General features: G+C 38.6%; 18 protein-coding genes and 1 riboswitch. Of the genes, 1 reads left to right on the top strand and 17 read right to left on the bottom strand.

The window, feature by feature from the left end; genetic code table 11:
- Nucleotides 1–62: 62 nt before the first annotated feature.
- The 7 genes from racE to AC1ECF_RS00520 form a co-directional block, all read right to left on the bottom strand.
- The gene (racE, locus tag AC1ECF_RS00550; protein ID WP_480387435.1) at nt 63–857 is read right to left on the bottom strand and encodes a glutamate racemase; all 795 of its coding nucleotides are present in this window, start codon (nt 855–857) and stop codon (nt 63–65) included.
- A 9-nt stretch (nt 858–866) separates the two neighbouring features.
- Nucleotides 867–1,322: a MarR family winged helix-turn-helix transcriptional regulator gene (locus AC1ECF_RS00545; RefSeq protein WP_480387434.1), complete on the bottom strand. Its 456-nt coding sequence runs from the start codon at nt 1,320–1,322 to the stop codon at nt 867–869.
- A gap of 73 nt (nt 1,323–1,395) precedes the next feature.
- Nucleotides 1,396–1,620 carry a helix-turn-helix domain-containing protein gene (locus AC1ECF_RS00540; protein ID WP_480387433.1) on the bottom strand — a complete coding sequence of 75 codons (225 nt, stop codon included), beginning with the start codon at nt 1,618–1,620 and terminating at the stop codon, nt 1,396–1,398.
- A 61-nt stretch (nt 1,621–1,681) separates the two neighbouring features.
- Nucleotides 1,682–2,134, bottom strand: coding sequence for an acyl-CoA thioesterase (locus tag AC1ECF_RS00535; RefSeq protein ID WP_480387432.1), 453 nt, complete (start codon nt 2,132–2,134; stop codon nt 1,682–1,684).
- A 114-nt stretch (nt 2,135–2,248) separates the two neighbouring features.
- Nucleotides 2,249–3,025, bottom strand: a complete 777-nt coding sequence (gene sdhB / locus AC1ECF_RS00530; RefSeq protein ID WP_480387431.1) for a succinate dehydrogenase iron-sulfur subunit — start codon at nt 3,023–3,025, stop codon at nt 2,249–2,251.
- Between the two features lie 2 nt (nt 3,026–3,027).
- Nucleotides 3,028–4,788 carry a succinate dehydrogenase flavoprotein subunit gene (gene sdhA, locus AC1ECF_RS00525; protein WP_480387430.1) on the bottom strand — a complete coding sequence of 587 codons (1,761 nt, stop codon included), beginning with the start codon at nt 4,786–4,788 and terminating at the stop codon, nt 3,028–3,030.
- 48 nt (nt 4,789–4,836) lie between these two features.
- A complete protein-coding gene (locus AC1ECF_RS00520; protein WP_480387429.1) occupies nt 4,837–5,448 on the bottom strand; it encodes a succinate dehydrogenase cytochrome b558 subunit in 612 nt (203 codons plus the stop codon).
- A gap of 289 nt (nt 5,449–5,737) precedes the next feature.
- Between AC1ECF_RS00520 and AC1ECF_RS00515 the strand changes: the two genes are divergently transcribed.
- A complete protein-coding gene (locus tag AC1ECF_RS00515; protein ID WP_480387428.1) occupies nt 5,738–6,148 on the top strand; it encodes a YslB family protein in 411 nt (136 codons plus the stop codon).
- Between the two features lie 50 nt (nt 6,149–6,198).
- Here the strand turns inward: AC1ECF_RS00515 and AC1ECF_RS00510 are convergent, their stop codons facing one another.
- From AC1ECF_RS00510 to AC1ECF_RS00465, 10 genes are all read right to left on the bottom strand, one after another.
- Nucleotides 6,199–7,419 (bottom strand): aspartate kinase, encoded by a 1,221-nt coding sequence (locus tag AC1ECF_RS00510; protein ID WP_480387427.1) that lies wholly within the window; start codon nt 7,417–7,419, stop codon nt 6,199–6,201.
- 131 nt (nt 7,420–7,550) lie between these two features.
- Nucleotides 7,551–7,728: riboswitch (Lysine riboswitch) on the bottom strand.
- A 39-nt stretch (nt 7,729–7,767) separates the two neighbouring features.
- Nucleotides 7,768–9,558, bottom strand: coding sequence for an excinuclease ABC subunit UvrC (uvrC, locus tag AC1ECF_RS00505; RefSeq protein WP_480387426.1), 1,791 nt, complete (start codon nt 9,556–9,558; stop codon nt 7,768–7,770).
- Between the two features lie 193 nt (nt 9,559–9,751).
- Nucleotides 9,752–10,072: a thioredoxin gene (gene trxA, locus AC1ECF_RS00500; protein ID WP_480387718.1), complete on the bottom strand. Its 321-nt coding sequence runs from the start codon at nt 10,070–10,072 to the stop codon at nt 9,752–9,754.
- Nucleotides 10,073–10,686: 614 nt separating this feature from the next.
- Nucleotides 10,687–10,983, bottom strand: coding sequence for a hypothetical protein (locus tag AC1ECF_RS00495; RefSeq protein WP_480387425.1), 297 nt, complete (start codon nt 10,981–10,983; stop codon nt 10,687–10,689).
- Between the two features lie 311 nt (nt 10,984–11,294).
- The gene (locus tag AC1ECF_RS00490) at nt 11,295–12,014 is read right to left on the bottom strand and encodes a hypothetical protein (protein ID WP_480387424.1); all 720 of its coding nucleotides are present in this window, start codon (nt 12,012–12,014) and stop codon (nt 11,295–11,297) included.
- 316 nt (nt 12,015–12,330) lie between these two features.
- Nucleotides 12,331–13,308, bottom strand: coding sequence for an electron transfer flavoprotein subunit alpha/FixB family protein (locus tag AC1ECF_RS00485; protein ID WP_480387423.1), 978 nt, complete (start codon nt 13,306–13,308; stop codon nt 12,331–12,333).
- 66 nt (nt 13,309–13,374) lie between these two features.
- Entirely contained in the window at nt 13,375–14,148 is a 774-nt protein-coding gene (locus AC1ECF_RS00480) for an electron transfer flavoprotein subunit beta/FixA family protein (RefSeq protein ID WP_480387422.1), read from the bottom strand.
- Nucleotides 14,149–14,166: 18 nt separating this feature from the next.
- Nucleotides 14,167–14,940, bottom strand: coding sequence for an enoyl-CoA hydratase (locus AC1ECF_RS00475; protein WP_480387421.1), 774 nt, complete (start codon nt 14,938–14,940; stop codon nt 14,167–14,169).
- Between the two features lie 16 nt (nt 14,941–14,956).
- Nucleotides 14,957–15,538, bottom strand: coding sequence for a TetR/AcrR family transcriptional regulator (locus AC1ECF_RS00470; protein WP_480387420.1), 582 nt, complete (start codon nt 15,536–15,538; stop codon nt 14,957–14,959).
- A gap of 88 nt (nt 15,539–15,626) precedes the next feature.
- Complete coding sequence (locus AC1ECF_RS00465) at nt 15,627–17,327, bottom strand: long-chain-fatty-acid--CoA ligase (protein WP_480387419.1); 1,701 nt, start codon at nt 17,325–17,327, stop codon at nt 15,627–15,629.
- Between the last annotated feature and the right edge of the window lie 243 nt (nt 17,328–17,570).

The raw sequence follows: 17,570 nt of genomic DNA, 5'->3' as shown, positions 1-17,570 counted from the left end.
CTCCTTTAATGTTTTGGACAAAAGAAGACCCCGCTATCTGAAATCTTCTAACAGGGTCCTTTTTAAAATGAAATTGTTCTTACGTCAGCGTTTGGTATTGCTAACCATTTTTCTGCAATTGTTTTAAATATCGGTACAGAGCCAGTTGTATAGAATATAGGCGTCTTCATCCCTTTTTCAGGATGGTGCAACTGATGATAATCTAAGTACTCCTTCACATCATGCGCAGTTTCCTCCGCAGAGGATAGTACATGTATAGTATCACCAACCGCCTCTTCAATATGCTTTTGCAGTAGCGGATAATGTGTACAGCCCAAGATGACCGTATCGAATTGCTCCGTTTTTAAGGGAGCGAGAGCTTCAAAAACCATCTTTCTCGCAAACTCACCCTCGTACTCATTACTTTCTACGATGGGAACAAATGTTGGACAAGCTAATCCAATTATCTTGCTGGAGGAATGAAGAGCAGCTATCGCTTCTTCATAGGCTCCGCTTTTAATTGTACCGCTTGTACCTAATACTACAATTTCATGTGTTTTCGTTGCTTTACTAGCTGCACGCGCCCCTGGAAAAATAACGCCAATCACTGGGAATGGCATTTTCTTACTTAAGGAGTCAAGCGCTACCGCAGTTGCAGTATTGCATGCTATCACTAGCATTTTAATATTCATTTTAGACAGGGCGAGAGCCATCTGCCACGTAAACTTTCGTACCTCTTCACTCGACCTCGGCCCATATGGGCATCTTGCTGTATCGCCAATATATATAATTTCTTCGTCTGGGAGGAGTCGCATGATTTCTTTTGCTACAGTTAATCCTCCGACTCCGGAATCTATCACACCTATTGGGGCTTTCACGTTAATTCCTCAGTTCTTCATCGCTTGATGTAATTTTTCTAATAAAGTTGATAAATTTGCTACTTGTTCTGGTTCGAATTGCTTTAAAACCTCTTCAAGGTATTGCTGTCGCTTTTCAATTACCTCTTGGATAATTCTTTCTCCTTCCACTAGAAGGTGAATGCGAACAACCCGACGATCCTGTTCGTCTCTCACCCGCTGGACTAACTCATTTTTCTCCATTCGATCAATGAGGTCCGTGGTTGTGCTAAAAGCTAAGTACATTTTATTTGATAATTCCCCAATTGTCATATCACCATGCTCATAGAGCCATTGCAATGCAACAAATTGTGGAGGTGTAATTGTATAAGAATTAAGGATTTGACGCCCTTTTTGTTTAATAATACCGGAAATATGTCGAAGTTCTTTTTCTATAAAAGCAACATCTTCCAGGTTTTGCTTAACCATGTTTGTTTCCTCTGCCATATGCTTCACTCCTCAAAACAATACATCTATCTATTATTGTGAACTGTTCTGAGGAAAATGGCAAGGATTCATATTAATCCAATGACAATTCACCCAACCTTAATAGTTCAACAATTGCTTGTGATCTTCCAGAAACGCCAAGTTTTTGGATGGTGTTCGAAATATGGTTTCTAACAGTCTTTTCACTAATAGATAGCTGAATTGAAATATCCTTTGTAGAATTGTCCTCTACGAGTAATTGAAAAATTTGACGTTCTCTACTCGTCAATATTGATCGTTGCTGATTTCCATCGTACAATGCCATAGCCCCCTATCCGCTCTCCTTCTAACGTATGTAGGGTATATAGAGGTGGTGACGGCTACAGAATACTCTTTTCAAAAACTTTTCGTTCTTCTTCCGTCCATTTTGCAGCTTTTCCCGTTTTTCTTTCAATTTGTACGATCGTACCTCTTCCAGTAAACACAGTTTCATCTTTCGCATTTTTCGCCATATAATGAATATCTACAGAAGAGCCACCAATAGAATTCGCCTTCACATAAATACGTAGCTTTTCATCAAAGAAAACCTGCTTGACGTAATCACATTGAAGATCTGCTACTACAGGTATTTTTTCTCCCTTGGGATTCAACCAGTCATTCATCAGTTTGATATGTTTAAAATATTCAATACGTGCATATTCAAAATAAGCAAAATTGACGGTGTTATTTAAGTGACCGTACATATCCGTTTCAGAAAAACGAACACTTACCTCTGAATAAAAAGAAAACTCTTTCTCCCATGTTGCTAAATCTTCTATGTATGATGCTCTCATTACTTCATCCCCTTTTCCTTCGCCACAAAATGAATAGTTGTTCATTTTTATTATTGTAACAAAGAACGAAAAAAACTGCATAGAATATTTTGTTCTACGCAGTTTTTTATTATATTAGTCTACCATGTTATCGCTTCCGAAGAAGTTTCTAAACATTTGAACTGTTGTATCACGGTTAAGCGCAGCAATAGAAGTTGTTAATGGAATACCTTTTGGACATGCGATGACACAGTTTTGTGCGTTACCACAGTTTGCAAGGCCCCCATCTCCCATGATTGCATTTAAGCGCTCGTCTTTGTTCATCGCACCAGTTGGATGAGCATTAAATAAACGTACTTGTGATAGTGGAGCTGGTCCAATAAATGAAGCACTTTCATTTACATTTGGACATGCTTCTAAACAAACACCACAAGTCATACATTTGGAAAGCTCGTAAGCCCATTGGCGTTTACGCTCTGGCATACGTGGTCCCTCACCAAGATCATAAGATCCATCGATTGGTACCCATGCTTTTACTTTTTTCAAAGCGTCAAACATACGGCTTCTATCAATTTGAAGGTCACGTACTACTGGAAACGTTCTCATTGGTTCCAATTTGATTGGCTGCGTCAACTGATCAACTAGAGTAGAACAAGATTGACGTGGACGACCATTGATAACCATCGAACAGGCTCCACACACTTCTTCAAGACAGTTCATGTCCCAAGTAACAGGTGCAGTAGCTTTCCCCTCAGCGTTTACTGGGTTGTTACGGATTTCCATTAATGCGGAGATAACGTTCATATTTGGACGCCAATTTACTTCGAATTTTTCCCAATATGGTTTAGATTCTGGAGTATCCTGACGGAAAATTTCAAGCTGTACTTTTTTTGTTTCCGTAGCTGTCACCATGATTAATGTTCTCCTTTCTTAGAAGAATAATCGCGTTTACGTGGTGGAACAAGCGATACGTCTATATCTTCATAGTGGAAAATAGGCGCTCCGGTTGCTGGATCAAATTTAGCCATTGTAGTTTTCATCCACTCTTCATCATTTCGCTCTGGGAAATCAGGTTTGTAGTGAGCGCCACGGCTTTCATTACGATTCAATGCTCCTAACGTAATAACACGTGCTAAGTATAACATATTTTTCAATTGACGAGTAAATGATGCGCCTTGGTTTGACCAGCGTTGCGTATCATCCATATTAATATTTTCATATCTTTCAAGAAGCTCTTGGATTTTTTTATCTGTAGCCTCTAATTTATCGTTGTAACGAACAACTGTTACGTTGTCTGTCATCCACTCACCAAGCTCTTTGTGTAGCAAGTAAGCATTTTCAGTTCCACGCATAGCAAGTGTTGCATCCCATTTCTCTTGCTCTTCCTTCACTGCCTCTTCATAAATAGAAGCATCTAAATCGTCAGCATGAGAGTCTAGGGATTTCATATATTTTACTGCATTTGGACCGGCAACGCTTCCACCGAATACTGCAGAAAGTAATGAGTTAGCTCCTAAACGGTTTGCACCATGTTGAGAATAATCACATTCACCAGCTGCAAATAATCCAGGGATATTTGTCATTTGGTCATAGTCAACCCATAATCCACCCATTGAATAGTGAACTGCAGGGAAGATTTTCATTGGAACTTTACGAGGGTCATCACCTGTGAATTTCTCATAAATTTCGATAATTCCACCTAGTTTAACGTCTAGTTCATGTGGATCCTTATGGGAAAGATCAAGGTATACCATGTTTTCCCCGTTAATACCTAGCTTTTGGTTAACGCATACATCAAAGATTTCACGTGTTGCAATATCACGTGGTACTAAGTTACCGTATGCAGGATATTTTTCTTCTAAGAAGTACCATGGCTTACCATCTTTATATGTCCAGATACGTCCACCTTCTCCACGTGCTGATTCCGACATTAGTCGAAGCTTGTCGTCTCCAGGAATTGCTGTTGGGTGGATTTGAATGAATTCTCCATTTGCATAGTATGCACCTTGTTGATATACGATACTAGCTGCAGAACCAGTGTTAATAATAGAGTTTGTTGTTTTACCAAAGATAATCCCAGGTCCACCTGTTGCTAGAATAACAGCATCAGAACGGAATGCACGGATTTCCATAGATTGAAGGTTTTGTGCTTTAATACCACGGCAATGTCCGTTTTGGTCTTTAATAATACCCAGGAATTCCCAACCTTCATATTTTGTTACTAAACCTTCTACCTCGAAACGACGAACTTGCTCGTCAAGTGCGTAAAGCAATTGCTGACCAGTTGTCGCACCAGAGAAAGCTGTACGGTGATGAAGTGTACCACCAAAGCGACGGAAGTCTAAAAGACCTTCTGGAGTACGGTTGAACATAACTCCCATACGGTCGAATAAGTGAATAATTCCAGGAGCTGCATCTGTCATTGCTTTTACTGGAGGTTGGTTAGCTAAGAAGTCTCCACCATATACAGTGTCATCTAAGTGAACTGCAGGTGAATCTCCCTCACCTTTTGTATTTACAGCCCCGTTTATTCCGCCTTGAGCACAAACAGAGTGTGAGCGTTTTACGGGAACTAATGAAAATAGATCTACTGGCGTACCTTCCTCGGCAGCCTTCATTGTTGCCATCAGTCCTGCTAGACCTCCACCGACAACAATCAGTTTATTCTTTGCCATTCTATCTCACTCCTCATTAATTAAGTAGTTTTAAAGTGTAGTAGGTTCTTATCTAAATGCCAGAAGCGCCTGTACACCAACTACAGATATCGCTATGAAGATTATTAAAGTTACATAAGTAGTGATTCTTTGTGATTTTGGAGATTGTGTAATTCCCCAGCTAATAAGGAAAGACCAAATTCCGTTTGCTAAGTGGAATGCCGCAGAGACAACCCCAGCAATATAGAAACCTAGCATCCAATTGTTTGCCAGAATTTCTTCCATCATATTAAAGTTAACTTCCTTCGCACCAATTGCTTTTTGGAAACGAGTTTCAAATACATGCCATGCGATAAATACAACTAAGAAAATACCGGTAAAACGTTGGAAAATGAATAACCAGTTTCTTAGGGTACCATATCTATTTGGATTATACTTAACCGTAAATGCGATATAAATACCATAGAAAGCATGGAATAGCAATGGAATGTAAATTACGAATATTTCCATCCAAATGAGGAACGGCATACTTTCCATAAACCCAACAGCATTGTTATAAGCCTCTTCTCCTCTTGTAGCAAAATGGTTTATTACTAAGTGAACCATTAAGAATGCTCCTACTGGAATAATACCAAGTAGAGAATGCAAACGACGCATGTAAAATTCGCGTTCTTTCGTCAACAAAATAACCCCCCTCAAATTGACATAAAACAAAAAGATTTATTATTTCGATAAAATAATTGTATCAATTTTGTTTATTGTCTTCATGTTTCGAATTTATGACATATCCATTGTACTCTCAACATTTTGGAGCGTCAAGGCATGTTTGGGCATTTTGCATATCTTTCCCTCTGTTTCCTCTATAACAGATTGTATCTTTTTTCACAAAGTATTCCTTTTCTCTAGAAAAAGTATTTATGCTAAAATAGAGTAGTAGTTTTGTTAAATTGCGTTGAAAGTAGGGTTGTACATGGGTGAAAGAGAAGAGTCCCAGGTTTCTACCTTCGGGTATGAGCTGTTAAGAGATCACGTTCTCACTTCCATTCTCGGGAAACATGAAAAAGATATTTTATATTGGGCGGGAAAAGATCTTGCTCGAAAATTTCCCCTTTATTCAATGGAAGAAGCTGTCTCATTCTTTCACGAAGCAGGTTGGGGAAAGCTTGAATTAGAGAAATCCACAAAGGATTCCTTGTCCTATCTTTTACATATGTATCATTTACCTCCTAGCGGAGTAAATAGATGCCATAGCTTGGAGGCGGGTTTTCTAGCTGAGCAACATCAAAAAATTGAGGGCTATCTGACAGAATGCTATGATGAGATTACAAAAAAGACAGGAATTGTCTCTTTTCTTATTAAATGGGATGCAAAAAGTAAATAACAAAGAAACTGCCAATCCATGATAACTGGATTGGCTTTTTTATCTGGAGCTTAGTTACTGATTGCCAAACCAAATTCCTCATGCAAAGCATTTGCCGCTTGAATCATATTTTCCTGTGGAACTACTACGGACACTTTTATTTCTGAGGTGCTGACCATTTTAATCGGCACATTTTCCTTTCTCAATCGATCAAACATTTGTGCAGCCACCCCCGGATTAGAGACCATACCTGAACCAACTATTGAAATTTTTGAAAGACCTACTTCAAAATCCGCAAAAGTAAAACCAAGTTGTCCCTTATGGGATTCTAAGACAGAAATCGCCTCCGCAAGGGATTCCTTTTTAATAGAGAAAGATACAGTAGGCTTTACACCGTCAATAATACTTTGGACAATAATATCCACATTTATATGATGATTTGCCAAGGTGGTAAATATGGAGGACAACGATCCATTGAAAGGCACCTCATATTCGATTGTTAACCGTACTATATCTGCTTCAAACGCTACTCCACGAACAATCAGGTTTTTTTCCAAATCTACTTCCTCCTTTAATATAGTACCTTCCCCTTCGTTATAACTCGCTCTAACCCTGAGAGGAATTTTGTAGTTTTTGGCAAATTCAACTGCCCTCGGATGAAGCACACCTGCTCCCAAGTTAGCAAGTTCTAGCATTTCATCGTATTCTAACTGTTTTAGCTTTCTTGCATCTCTCACATACCTTGGATCGGACGTATACACACCATCCACGTCTGTATAGATATCGCAAATGTCTGCTTCAATTGCAGCTGCAATCGCTACTGCAGTGGTATCAGAGCCGCCTCTACCAAGCGTCGTAATAGCAGAGTCTTTTGTCATGCCTTGGAATCCTGCTACAATGACTACCTGTCCTTCTGATAAGTAGGATTGAATATTTTCTGATTCTAGTTTTTCAATTCGAGCATTTCTATGTACCTGGTCAGTTATAATGCCTGCTTGCCAACCAGTTAAGGAAATTGCTTTTATTCCAAGGGCATTTAATTGGATAGCCAATAAGGACATTGTGACCTGTTCTCCAGTTGATAGAAGCATATCCATCTCCCTTTTCACTGGTGTGTCCGTAATCTCTGCTGCTAGTTTTTCTAACTCATCCGTTGACTTGCCCATGGCTGACACAACGACAGCAATTTGATGCCCCTTTTCTCTTTCTATTCGAATCCGTCTTGCTACATGCTCAATTTTTTCTATAGAACCTACAGATGTTCCTCCAAATTTCATGACAATTCTACTCACGTATTTTTCATCTCCCTTTTTTCTCTATGACATACGTCATCTCGAGTTAACCCCGAGTCTCTGTTGGGATAAAAAAAAGCTTTTCACATATTGTGAAAAGCTAACTCTCATACACGGTCAAAAAGATGTCTATTTGAGATAGCCCTCCAGAATATACATTCTGACAATCCTACATTTCTTAAACGCAGGACCAACATAGAATGAGAAAAGCCATCCTATATTTCGGCGAACAACCCTTTCCTCTACAATCGCAGGAACTTTTCTTCCTCCTGTAGATTACTCTTGTTGACTCGCACCTCTATCTTCACTGAAAAGTGAATATTAAGTTTTTACTAACATAACACAGTATTATTCGGAAGACAAGGAACTTTTTTGAAAATGCTCCACTAATTGTTCGGATAATTTAGCAGGAATACCAGCTTCCATAAATTCTTCCTTTGTAGCTGCTTCCATACGCTTTAAAGAGCCAAAATGCTTTAATAGCTGTTTTTTACGAGTAGGGCCTACTCCTGGAATACCATCTAAAGAAGAGGCAATTGTATGCTTTCCTCTTTGCTGCCTGTGGAAAGTGATAGCAAATCGATGGACCTCATCCTGGATACGCTGAAGAAGATAGAAAGCCTCACTAGTACGTTTCATTGGAATAATTGCAAGTGGATCGCCATAAAGAAGAGAGGAGGTTTGGTGCTTACCATCCTTAGCTAGACCTGCTATTGGAATATCTAACCCCAATTCATCCTCTATAATCTCCCTAGCCGCTTCTATTTGCCCTTTCCCTCCATCAATAATGATTAAGTCGGGAAGTGGAAGATCGTCCTTTAACACTCGTATATACCTTCTCCTTACAACCTCACGCATAGCACCATAATCATCGTGCTTTGCGGCAGTTCGTGTTTTATATTTACGATAATCTTTTTTATGTGCCTTTCCATCGACAAATACGACCATTGCAGATACAGCATCTGTTCCGTGAATATGAGAATTATCAAAAGCCTCTATCCGTTTAGGAGCAGCTATCCCCATTAGCTTACCAAGTTCCTCCACCGCTCCGATTGTTCGTTCTTCTTGTCTTTCAATTAAGTGAAACTTCTCTGTTAATGCAATTTCCGCATTTTTTTGTGCTAGGTCTACTAGGTTTTTCTTAGTACCCTTTTGCGGAACGATTACTTTCATTTGCAAGAGCTCCGTCGCAAGCTCTATATTTGTCGTAGCAGGAACGTATATTTCTTTCGGTTTAATATGCTCAGCCTTTGCATAAAACTGCCCTAGGAAGGTAAGAAACTCTTCTTCTGGGTCACGATAAAGCGGGAATAGAGATACGTCTCTTTCTATTAGCTTACCTTGGCGAATAAAAAACACCTGCACACACATCCAACCCTTATCCACCTTGTAGCCAAAGATATCTCGATTTGTAAAATCATTCATCGTCATCTTTTGTTTTTCCATCACTTGGTCAATATGGGCAATCTGATCTCTATATTCTTTCGCCCTTTCAAATTCTAGATTCTCTGCTGCGTGATTCATTTTTTCCGTTAAGCTCTTTTTTACATCTCCATGGCCACCATTTAAAAAACTGATCATTCCTTGGATGATTTCCGTATAGTCATTGTCCTCAATATCATTCACACATGGAGCCAAACATTGACCAATATGATAATAGAGACACACCTTGTTTGGGAGCTTCTGACATTTGCGGAGGGGATATAAACGATCAAGCAGCTTTTTTGTTTCATGTGCTGCATGGGCATTTGGATAAGGACCAAAGTATTTCCCTTTGTCCTTCTTAACCTGTCTAGTAATAATCAGCTTAGGATTTTTTTCAGCTGTAATTTTTATATATGGATACGTTTTGTCGTCCTTCAGCATGACGTTATATTTAGGGTCATGCTTTTTGATAAGATGAAGCTCTAAAATCAGTGCTTCTAGCTCGGTCGACGTTACGATATATTCAAAGTCAACGATTTCTTGTACTAATCTTTGGGTCTTTCCATCATGTGAACCGGTAAAATAGGAACGTACTCGGTTCTTTAATACCTTGGCTTTCCCGACATAAATAATAGTGCCCTGTCTGTCCTTCATCAGGTAACAGCCGGGCTGGTCAGGTAAAATGGCACATTTCTGTTGAATTAATTCGTTCATTTCATCACCTTTTAAGAAAAGCACAAGCGCCTATGTCTGTCCCGATAAGCAAATGGGGAACAGTAAGGAGACCACACCACCACAACTGTGGCACAAGTAATCTCGAGGGGTCAAGGCGCTGGAGCTAGACTAGAATTATATACTTTCTTGTCTTTAAAAAAACCGGGCGCCTAAAAGGACCCGGTTTTATTTATTAAGCATTTTTTTCTACAAATTGAGCTAATGCTTCTTTTGGTTGGAAGCCTACCACTTTATCTACTGGCTTACCATCTTTGAATAATACTAGTGTAGGGATAGACATGATACCAAATTCGCTAGCAGTAGCTTGGTTTTCATCTACGTCTACTTTTACGATTTTCACTTTATCGCTCATTTCAGCATCTAATTCCTCAAGTACTGGAGCGATCATTTTACATGGCCCGCACCAAGTCGCCCAGAAATCTACTAATACTAATCCGTTTTCTACTTCTTGATTGAAGGTTTGATCTGTACCGTGAACAATTGCCATTTTTATATTCCTCCTTTGGTAACTCTAAGTAAGATTATAGCAGACAAAAAAAGCTAGTTCTACATTTTAGCTTAGAGGTATCATTCTATACTTTCAATCAGTAAAAGTCCATATTGCGATATTGTAATTTACCCTTTTGGCTAGTTGATAAACTGGTTTTAAAGACAATGGAATATACGTATGAAGGATTTATGTTAGGCAATAAATAATTAAGATAAATAATGGCTCATGTCACTATTATAAGAAAAGAAGAAACAAGTATATTGCGCTCTCTTGCGAACGCTTTCCGTGAGGCCAACAGGATGTTGGTCAGGAAAACGTTGTCACACGATGTGACGTTTTTAGTTTTCCCTCCCAAAAATAAGCCATCACCGAACGCTTGCGTGTGCCGTTGTAATGTCTCAACTGTCTCACTCATCCCACTGGAGTCGTCGCTGTTCGCTTCTTTACTATAAGAATCAGCTTGACCAAATGAGCAGTTGCTTATTCACTAGTAAACTATAAAGAAATAGATTGAAAACTCCAATATAAATTCAGCTATTCTTATTGGCTTCTGAGCTGCTCTGAGAAGGCTCCTGAACGTAACATTTGGAAATGTTGTTTATATGATTTATAAGTCTTTATTGCTGTTCTAAATCAGCTCGCTTCCACTTTTTCCTTGCAAAAGTTCCCACAATTAATAAAATAACTGTATTGATAATCAAAAGACCACCAAAAGTAAGCCCCGCCACAGCGCCTGCAATTCCATCTCCAACATTACGACCAACGTTATTCATTGTCAGAACTAGAACTATTGGGGAAGAAATAATAAAAATAACACCTGCCATTATCCATACCGACCAATTCAATCTTGATAAAAAAATCACAAATACATTAAGAATAAAGAGAACTAAAACGAATATAACCAAAGAATTCATAAAAAACCTCCTTAAATATATTTTTAATAAATATACCATTAAATCTGGATAATATTAGACATCCAAATCGCGATTTATGAATATTAATGAAGGTTTATATATTAAATCCAAACTTCTTCAAAATATAAAAACTTGTAACATAAACGATGAGAAGAGCAATTAACGAGTATAAAAGGTTTTTAGGCACTAATGTATTGGCTATGTTAATTTATATTGTTGTTTTAACATAAAAACTCAGAGTTGCCCCTGATTTACGGGTCAACTCTGTATCGTCAACCAACTCTTGACGTAGTATCTGTTAATTTACATTTTTAGTTATTCATCTGATTTAATGATGTTCTTCTTGTGAGATATGCAATTATACATAACAGAATGCCTAATGACCCCGTTCCCAATGGAAATACTAAAGGAAAGATGAATGAAGGATACACCTTCGTAATGTCTGAATAATAGCCCATACTCATTAATGATGCACCCGCCTCGTTTATTAGACGAACCGCAAGTGGATTTTTATTTCGCTTTTCATAGGAAACTTCTTCTTCGGTAATATCACCTTGCTCATCAATCCAAATAATTTTCCATCTACGATGGTTCATTGCTTCATCATCGTCTGTGATACGTTGTACGATGGCTATCTTTTCGTTAACAGTTAAAATATCGAGCCAAGAAAAATAACGGCTTCCTCTATCACGATTTGAGAGCCAGATTTCGTCTGCTTGCGAGACTTCTTTACCATCAACTAATAGATGAAGTTTCACGATATCTCCAGCTTCTACTCTTTCCTCTTTATCCCATAGGGTTAAACTTCCCTTTTTACCAGTTTGTTCTTCAACTATCTCTATGGTGCGACCGTTGATTTCAATTTCCTGCACATCGATAGTTGAGGGGTAGCCTTGCTCAGTATATGCATGTTCGATTTTATAGCGACTATTTAGATTCCAATCGATTACTATTTCTCTTAGTATTTGAAATAATGGTATCGCTGAAATAACCAATAGGATAAGACTAATAATTAATAACTTTTTCTTCATTTCACCCCTCCTTGATAACTGCCAATATTCGAGGATAATATACTCAAAATCGATACGTTCTTAATGAACGATAAGTTTCATTAATTGGTAATAAACAACTGTCTACTATTATTTTGCTGATGGAACCATCATCACTTCTGTGCTTCACAATTTCGAGGAATTGAAACCAACTCAAATTCGACTGTTATAGCTATCCATGTTTTGGAGTTATGAATCTGCGATAAATGATTACGATGATAACCAAAAAACGATGACAAAAATTTTACCACCACATAATAAAGGACATCGAATCGAAATTCGATGCCCTTTCGTTTATTTACGCATTCACTTTAAGTTTTTTGAATTCTTCCGTAAGCATTGGGATTACTTCGAATAGATCTCCAACGATTCCGTAGTCAGCAACTTTAAAGATGTTTGCTTCTGGGTCTTTGTTGATTGCAACGATAATTTTAGAGTTAGACATACCTGCTAAATGTTGAATTGCTCCAGAGATACCCGCTGCGATATACAGGTCAGGAGTTACGACTTTACCAGTTTGTCCGATTTGTAGTGAATAATCACAGTAGTCAGCGTCACAAGCTCCACGAGAAGCACCAACAGCGCCACCTAATACATCCGCAAGCTCTTTTAGTGGTGCAAAGCCTTCTTCACTTTTCACACCGCGGCCACCAGCGATAACAACCTTCGCTTCAGAAAGATCTACACCCTCAGATGATTTGCGAACTACTTCTTTAATGATAGTACGTAGGTTTGTAATATCTACCGATAGAGATGACACGTCTGCTGATTTGCTGTCATCCTTCGCAAGTGGTGCAATGTTGTTTGGACGAATGGTGATGAAATCAATACCATCCTTCACTTTTACTTTTTCAAATGCTTTACCAGAGTAGATTGGACGAATATATACTGCATCATCTCCTTCTCCTTCGATAGCTGTTACATCAGATACTAATCCAACTTGTAGCTTACTAGCGATTTTTGGAGAAAGGTCTTTTCCTTGTGCAGTGTGTCCAAATACGATGGAATCTGGGCTTTCTTGGTCAATAACAGCCATCAATGCTTGCCCAAAGCCATCAGATGTATATTGCTTCAAATGTGGGTGCTCCACCGTAATGACACGGTCAGCTCCATATTTCCCTAACTCAGCAGCTAAGTCTTGTACAGCAGCTCCAAGTAGAACTCCTACTACCTCTCCACCACCAGAAATTTGCTTTGCAGCAGCGATTGCTTCATATGATACGTTACGAAGTGCACCTTCACGTGCTTCCCCTAAAACTAATACTTTTTTAGACATGTTTGTTCCTCCCATTTTGTTAATGAAATACTCGAGATAGATACTTGTAAGCTAGAAACGTATCTATTAAACTACTTTTGCTTCTGAGTGAAGTAAGTGAACTAACTCTTTTACTTGATCTGCTAGCTCGCCATCTAACACTTTTCCAGCTTCCTTTTTAGGAGGTAGATAGATTTCAATCGTTTCTGTTTTTGCTTCCACATCATCTTCATCGATATCAAGGTCATCTAATTCGATTTCTTCTAGAGGTTTTTTCTTCGCTTTCATAATTCCTGGTAAAGAAGGATAGCGAGGTTCGTTTAATCCTTGTTGTGCAGTTACTAAAAGTGGCAAGGAAGTTTCTAATACTTCTGTATCGCCTTCCACATCACGTTTAATAGTAGCTGTTGTACCATCAATTTCTAGGTTTGTAATAGTAGTTACATAGTTGATGCCTAGTAATTCAGCAACTCGTGGTCCAACCTGACCAGAACCGCCATCAATTGCAACATTACCAGCCAGGATAAGATCTGCATCTTTATCCTTCAAGTATTCTGCAATGATATGCGCTGCGGTAAATTGGTCCATTTCTTCCACATCATCTTCTGTATTAATAAGGACTGCTTTATCTGCACCCATAGCTAGAGCTGTACGAAGTTGCTTTTCTGCATCTTCTCCACCCATTGTGATAACTGTTACTTCTCCGCCGTGTGCGTCACGAACTTGGATTGCTTCTTCGATTGCATACTCATCGTAAGGATTGATGATGAATTCAGCACCATCCTCTTGAATTTTCCCCCCGCTTACAACGATTTTCTCCTCCGTATCAAATGTACGTTTCACTAAAACATAAATGTTCATGTTAGCATCCTCCTTTGATTATTTACCTCTAAAAACAGGTTGTCTCTTTTCAATAAAAGCTGAAATCCCTTCCTTGGCGTCCTCAGATACAAAGACAGTTCCAAATGAACCGGCTTCGGCTTTCACCCCTTCATAATAGGAAGCAGGCTTCACATATTGAAGCATTTTAAGCGCTTCTTTCACAGCAATTGGGCTCTTTTTGGCAATCTTTACAGCAAGTTCGTTTGCTCGTTCAAAAAGCTCCTCTTCCTTATAAGCATGATTTGCTAGACCAAGTCTTGCGGCCTCTTCCCCACTTATTGGCTCGCTAGTTAGCAACATTTCTGCTGCTTTAGCAAATCCTACATATCGAGGAAGTCTTTGAGTCCCTGCGAATCCAGGTATCAAGCCTAATTGAAGCTCTGGAAGCCCAAGCTTAGCTGTCTCTGAAACTAGTCGAATATGACAGCTCATTGCTAGCTCAAGACCGCCACCTAAGGCAGCACCATGGATAGCAGCAATTACTGGCTTAGAGAATGTCTCGACACGTTCAAAAATCGCTTGACCACTAGCAGCTAGCTCTGAAAACTCTTCCCCACTTGTTACTTGTGTAAATTCCTTAATGTCCGCCCCTGCTGAGAAAAAGCGTCCTTCACCTTTAAGCAAGATAACTCGAACATTTTCATCGTTTTCCACAGCATCTAGCAGGCTATTTACTTCTAAAATTACACCCCTTGCTAAAGCGTTTGCTGGTGGACGATTAAGTGTAACCGTTGCTACATGATCTTCCACTGTCCATGATAAAAATTCCATTTGCTCACATCCTCTTTTAGCTTTTAATACCATTTAACAGGAGACGGTGTACCTTACTTGTTTGGGCAACCAAATCATATTTATATTCATTCATCACCCAAGTGGTTGTCGTCTCATCAATTGTACCAAAAACCATTTGTCTTGCTAAACGAATATCCACTGAATATTCGAACTCCTTTTTTTCTATTCCTTCTTTTAGGATAGAATCCAAGAGAACAAGGTAATTTTTGAGAATTGCATTAATGCGAATTCGTAAAGCAAGATTTGATTGTCTTAGCTCCAACTGAGTAACAGTTGCTAAATGATGATTTTCAGAAAGCACGGTGAAATGATTCTCAATCATCTTATATAATTTTTCAGAAGCGCTAATATCCTCTTTTAGAATTTCTTTTAGGTTATCAGCAAACACTTCCATCTTTTCTTCAAAGACAGATATTAAAATATCCTCTTTGTTTTTGAAATATAAGTAAATTGTTCCGTCCGCAACTCCAGCTTGCTTTGCAATTTTAGATACTTGTGATTGGTGATATCCATTTTCTGCAATGACTATAATTGCTGCGTCGATAATCTGCTTATACTTAGGTTTGTCCTTCTTCAATGAATCCACCACCAAAAATAAAAATATGAATGATGATTCATTCATATTTTTATTTTATATTCAATTTTTTCTTCTGTCAATCTTGAAATTAACTTGGTACTGCTTCTTGCTGCGCTTTTTCTTTTTCCTCAGCAATCAGACTTCTTCTTAATATTTTTCCTACTGCTGTTTTTGGAAGCTCGGCCCTAAATTCATATAGTCTAGGTACCTTATATGCAGCAAGATTTTCTCTGCAATGTTTATTTAATTCTTCCTCAGTTGCAGTTTTTCCTTCTTTGAATACAATATACGCCTTGACTGTTTCTCCACGATATGGATCAGGTACACCTGCCACAACACATTCCTGTATTGCAGGATGCTCATATAACACTTCCTCCACATCACGAGGATAAATATTAAAGCCTCCCGCAATAATTAAATCTTTTTTACGGTCAACTACAAAAAAGTAACCGTTTTCATCCATGTACCCTAAATCACCTGTCAGAAGCCATCCGTCTCTCATCGTCGCTTCTGTTTCCTCAGGTCTATTCCAATAGCCTTTCATTACTTGAGGTCCTTTAATAGCAATTTCACCTATCTCCCCAAGTGGAAGCGGGTCTGTTGAATCTATCCCAAAAATTCGAACGTCGGTATCAGGCCATGGTAAACCAATAGATCCCTTCACACGTGCCTCACGATCGTAGATCAAATTCGCATGCGTTACCGGAGAAGTTTCCGTTAAGCCGTAGCCCTCCACCAAGTTACCACCAGTTATCGTCTCAAATTGCTCTTGTATTTCTATTGGTAATGCTGCAGAACCACTCATACATGCTTGAATAGAGGATAAATCATACTTTTTTATATCCGGGTGATTTAAGATACCAATATACATAGTTGGTGCGCCTGGGAAAAGAGTCGGTTTTTGTTTATGAATTGTTTTTAAAGCAGTTTCCACATCAAATTTCGGTATGAGGACCATCTTATTTCCTTGCATTACGGAGAACACAAGCACTGTAGTCATCCCATATACATGGAAGAAAGGTAGCATAGCTAAGACGATTTCTTCCCCTGGCTTACATTTGAATAGCCAAGCGTTACACATAGAAGCGTTTGCAACCATGTTTTTATGCGTTAACATTACACCCTTTGGAAACCCTGTTGTTCCTCCAGTATATTGCAGTAATGCGATGTCTTCTTCAAAATTGAATGGCACATCAATAGTGCCCGTTTTATTGATCTTCATAATTTCTGTAAATAAATGATTCATCCCGCGATGCTCTACTTTTACACTAAAGCCATATTGCTTTTTTTGGATAAAAGGATATACAAGATTTTTCGGAAATGGCAAGTAATCTTTGATACCTGTAATAATGACGTTTTCTAAGTCTGTTTCTTTTAATACCTTTGTGATCCTTGGAAATAAAATATCCATGGCTAGTATGACCTTAGCCCCAGAGTCTTTCATTTGGTAGGAAAGCTCACGTTCTGTGTATAAAGGATTTGTTTGCACTACAATAGCCCCTGCATAAAGGATTCCATAGTAGCCTATTACTCCTTGCGGACAGTTTGGTAGCATAATAGCTACACGGTCACCAGGTTTGATCCCTAATGACACCAAGTAATTTGCAAACTTCATTGAAGACTCATATAGCTCTTTGTACGTTACATCTCTCCCCATGAAATGTATTGCTACCTTCGACGGAAACCTTTTATAAGCTCGAGTTAAATACTCCTGAACTGGAATAGCTTCATAGTCGAGCGAATGCGGGATTTCTGGCGGGTAGTGAGAAAGCCATGGTTTTTCAGTCATTTGTTTGCCCCCTTTGTTCGATTTTAATAGAGTGAATATTCCTATTTTTAATTATAGATAAAAATGAATGACAATTCAATTCTTAAAATAAAAAAGACTGTTTATCCGCTAGTTCAGTTGAAGGAGCGAGTATAAACAGTCTTGATAAATGAGCGGTTAACTTATTCTATTAGTTTAACGCTAAATATATTATACCTACCACGACAAAAATAACGCAGACAACCATTAAAACTTTCGACAATT

The organism is Psychrobacillus sp. Z3-81 (assembly GCF_056620325.1).
This window is presented reverse-complemented; position numbering and strand designations above follow the sequence as displayed.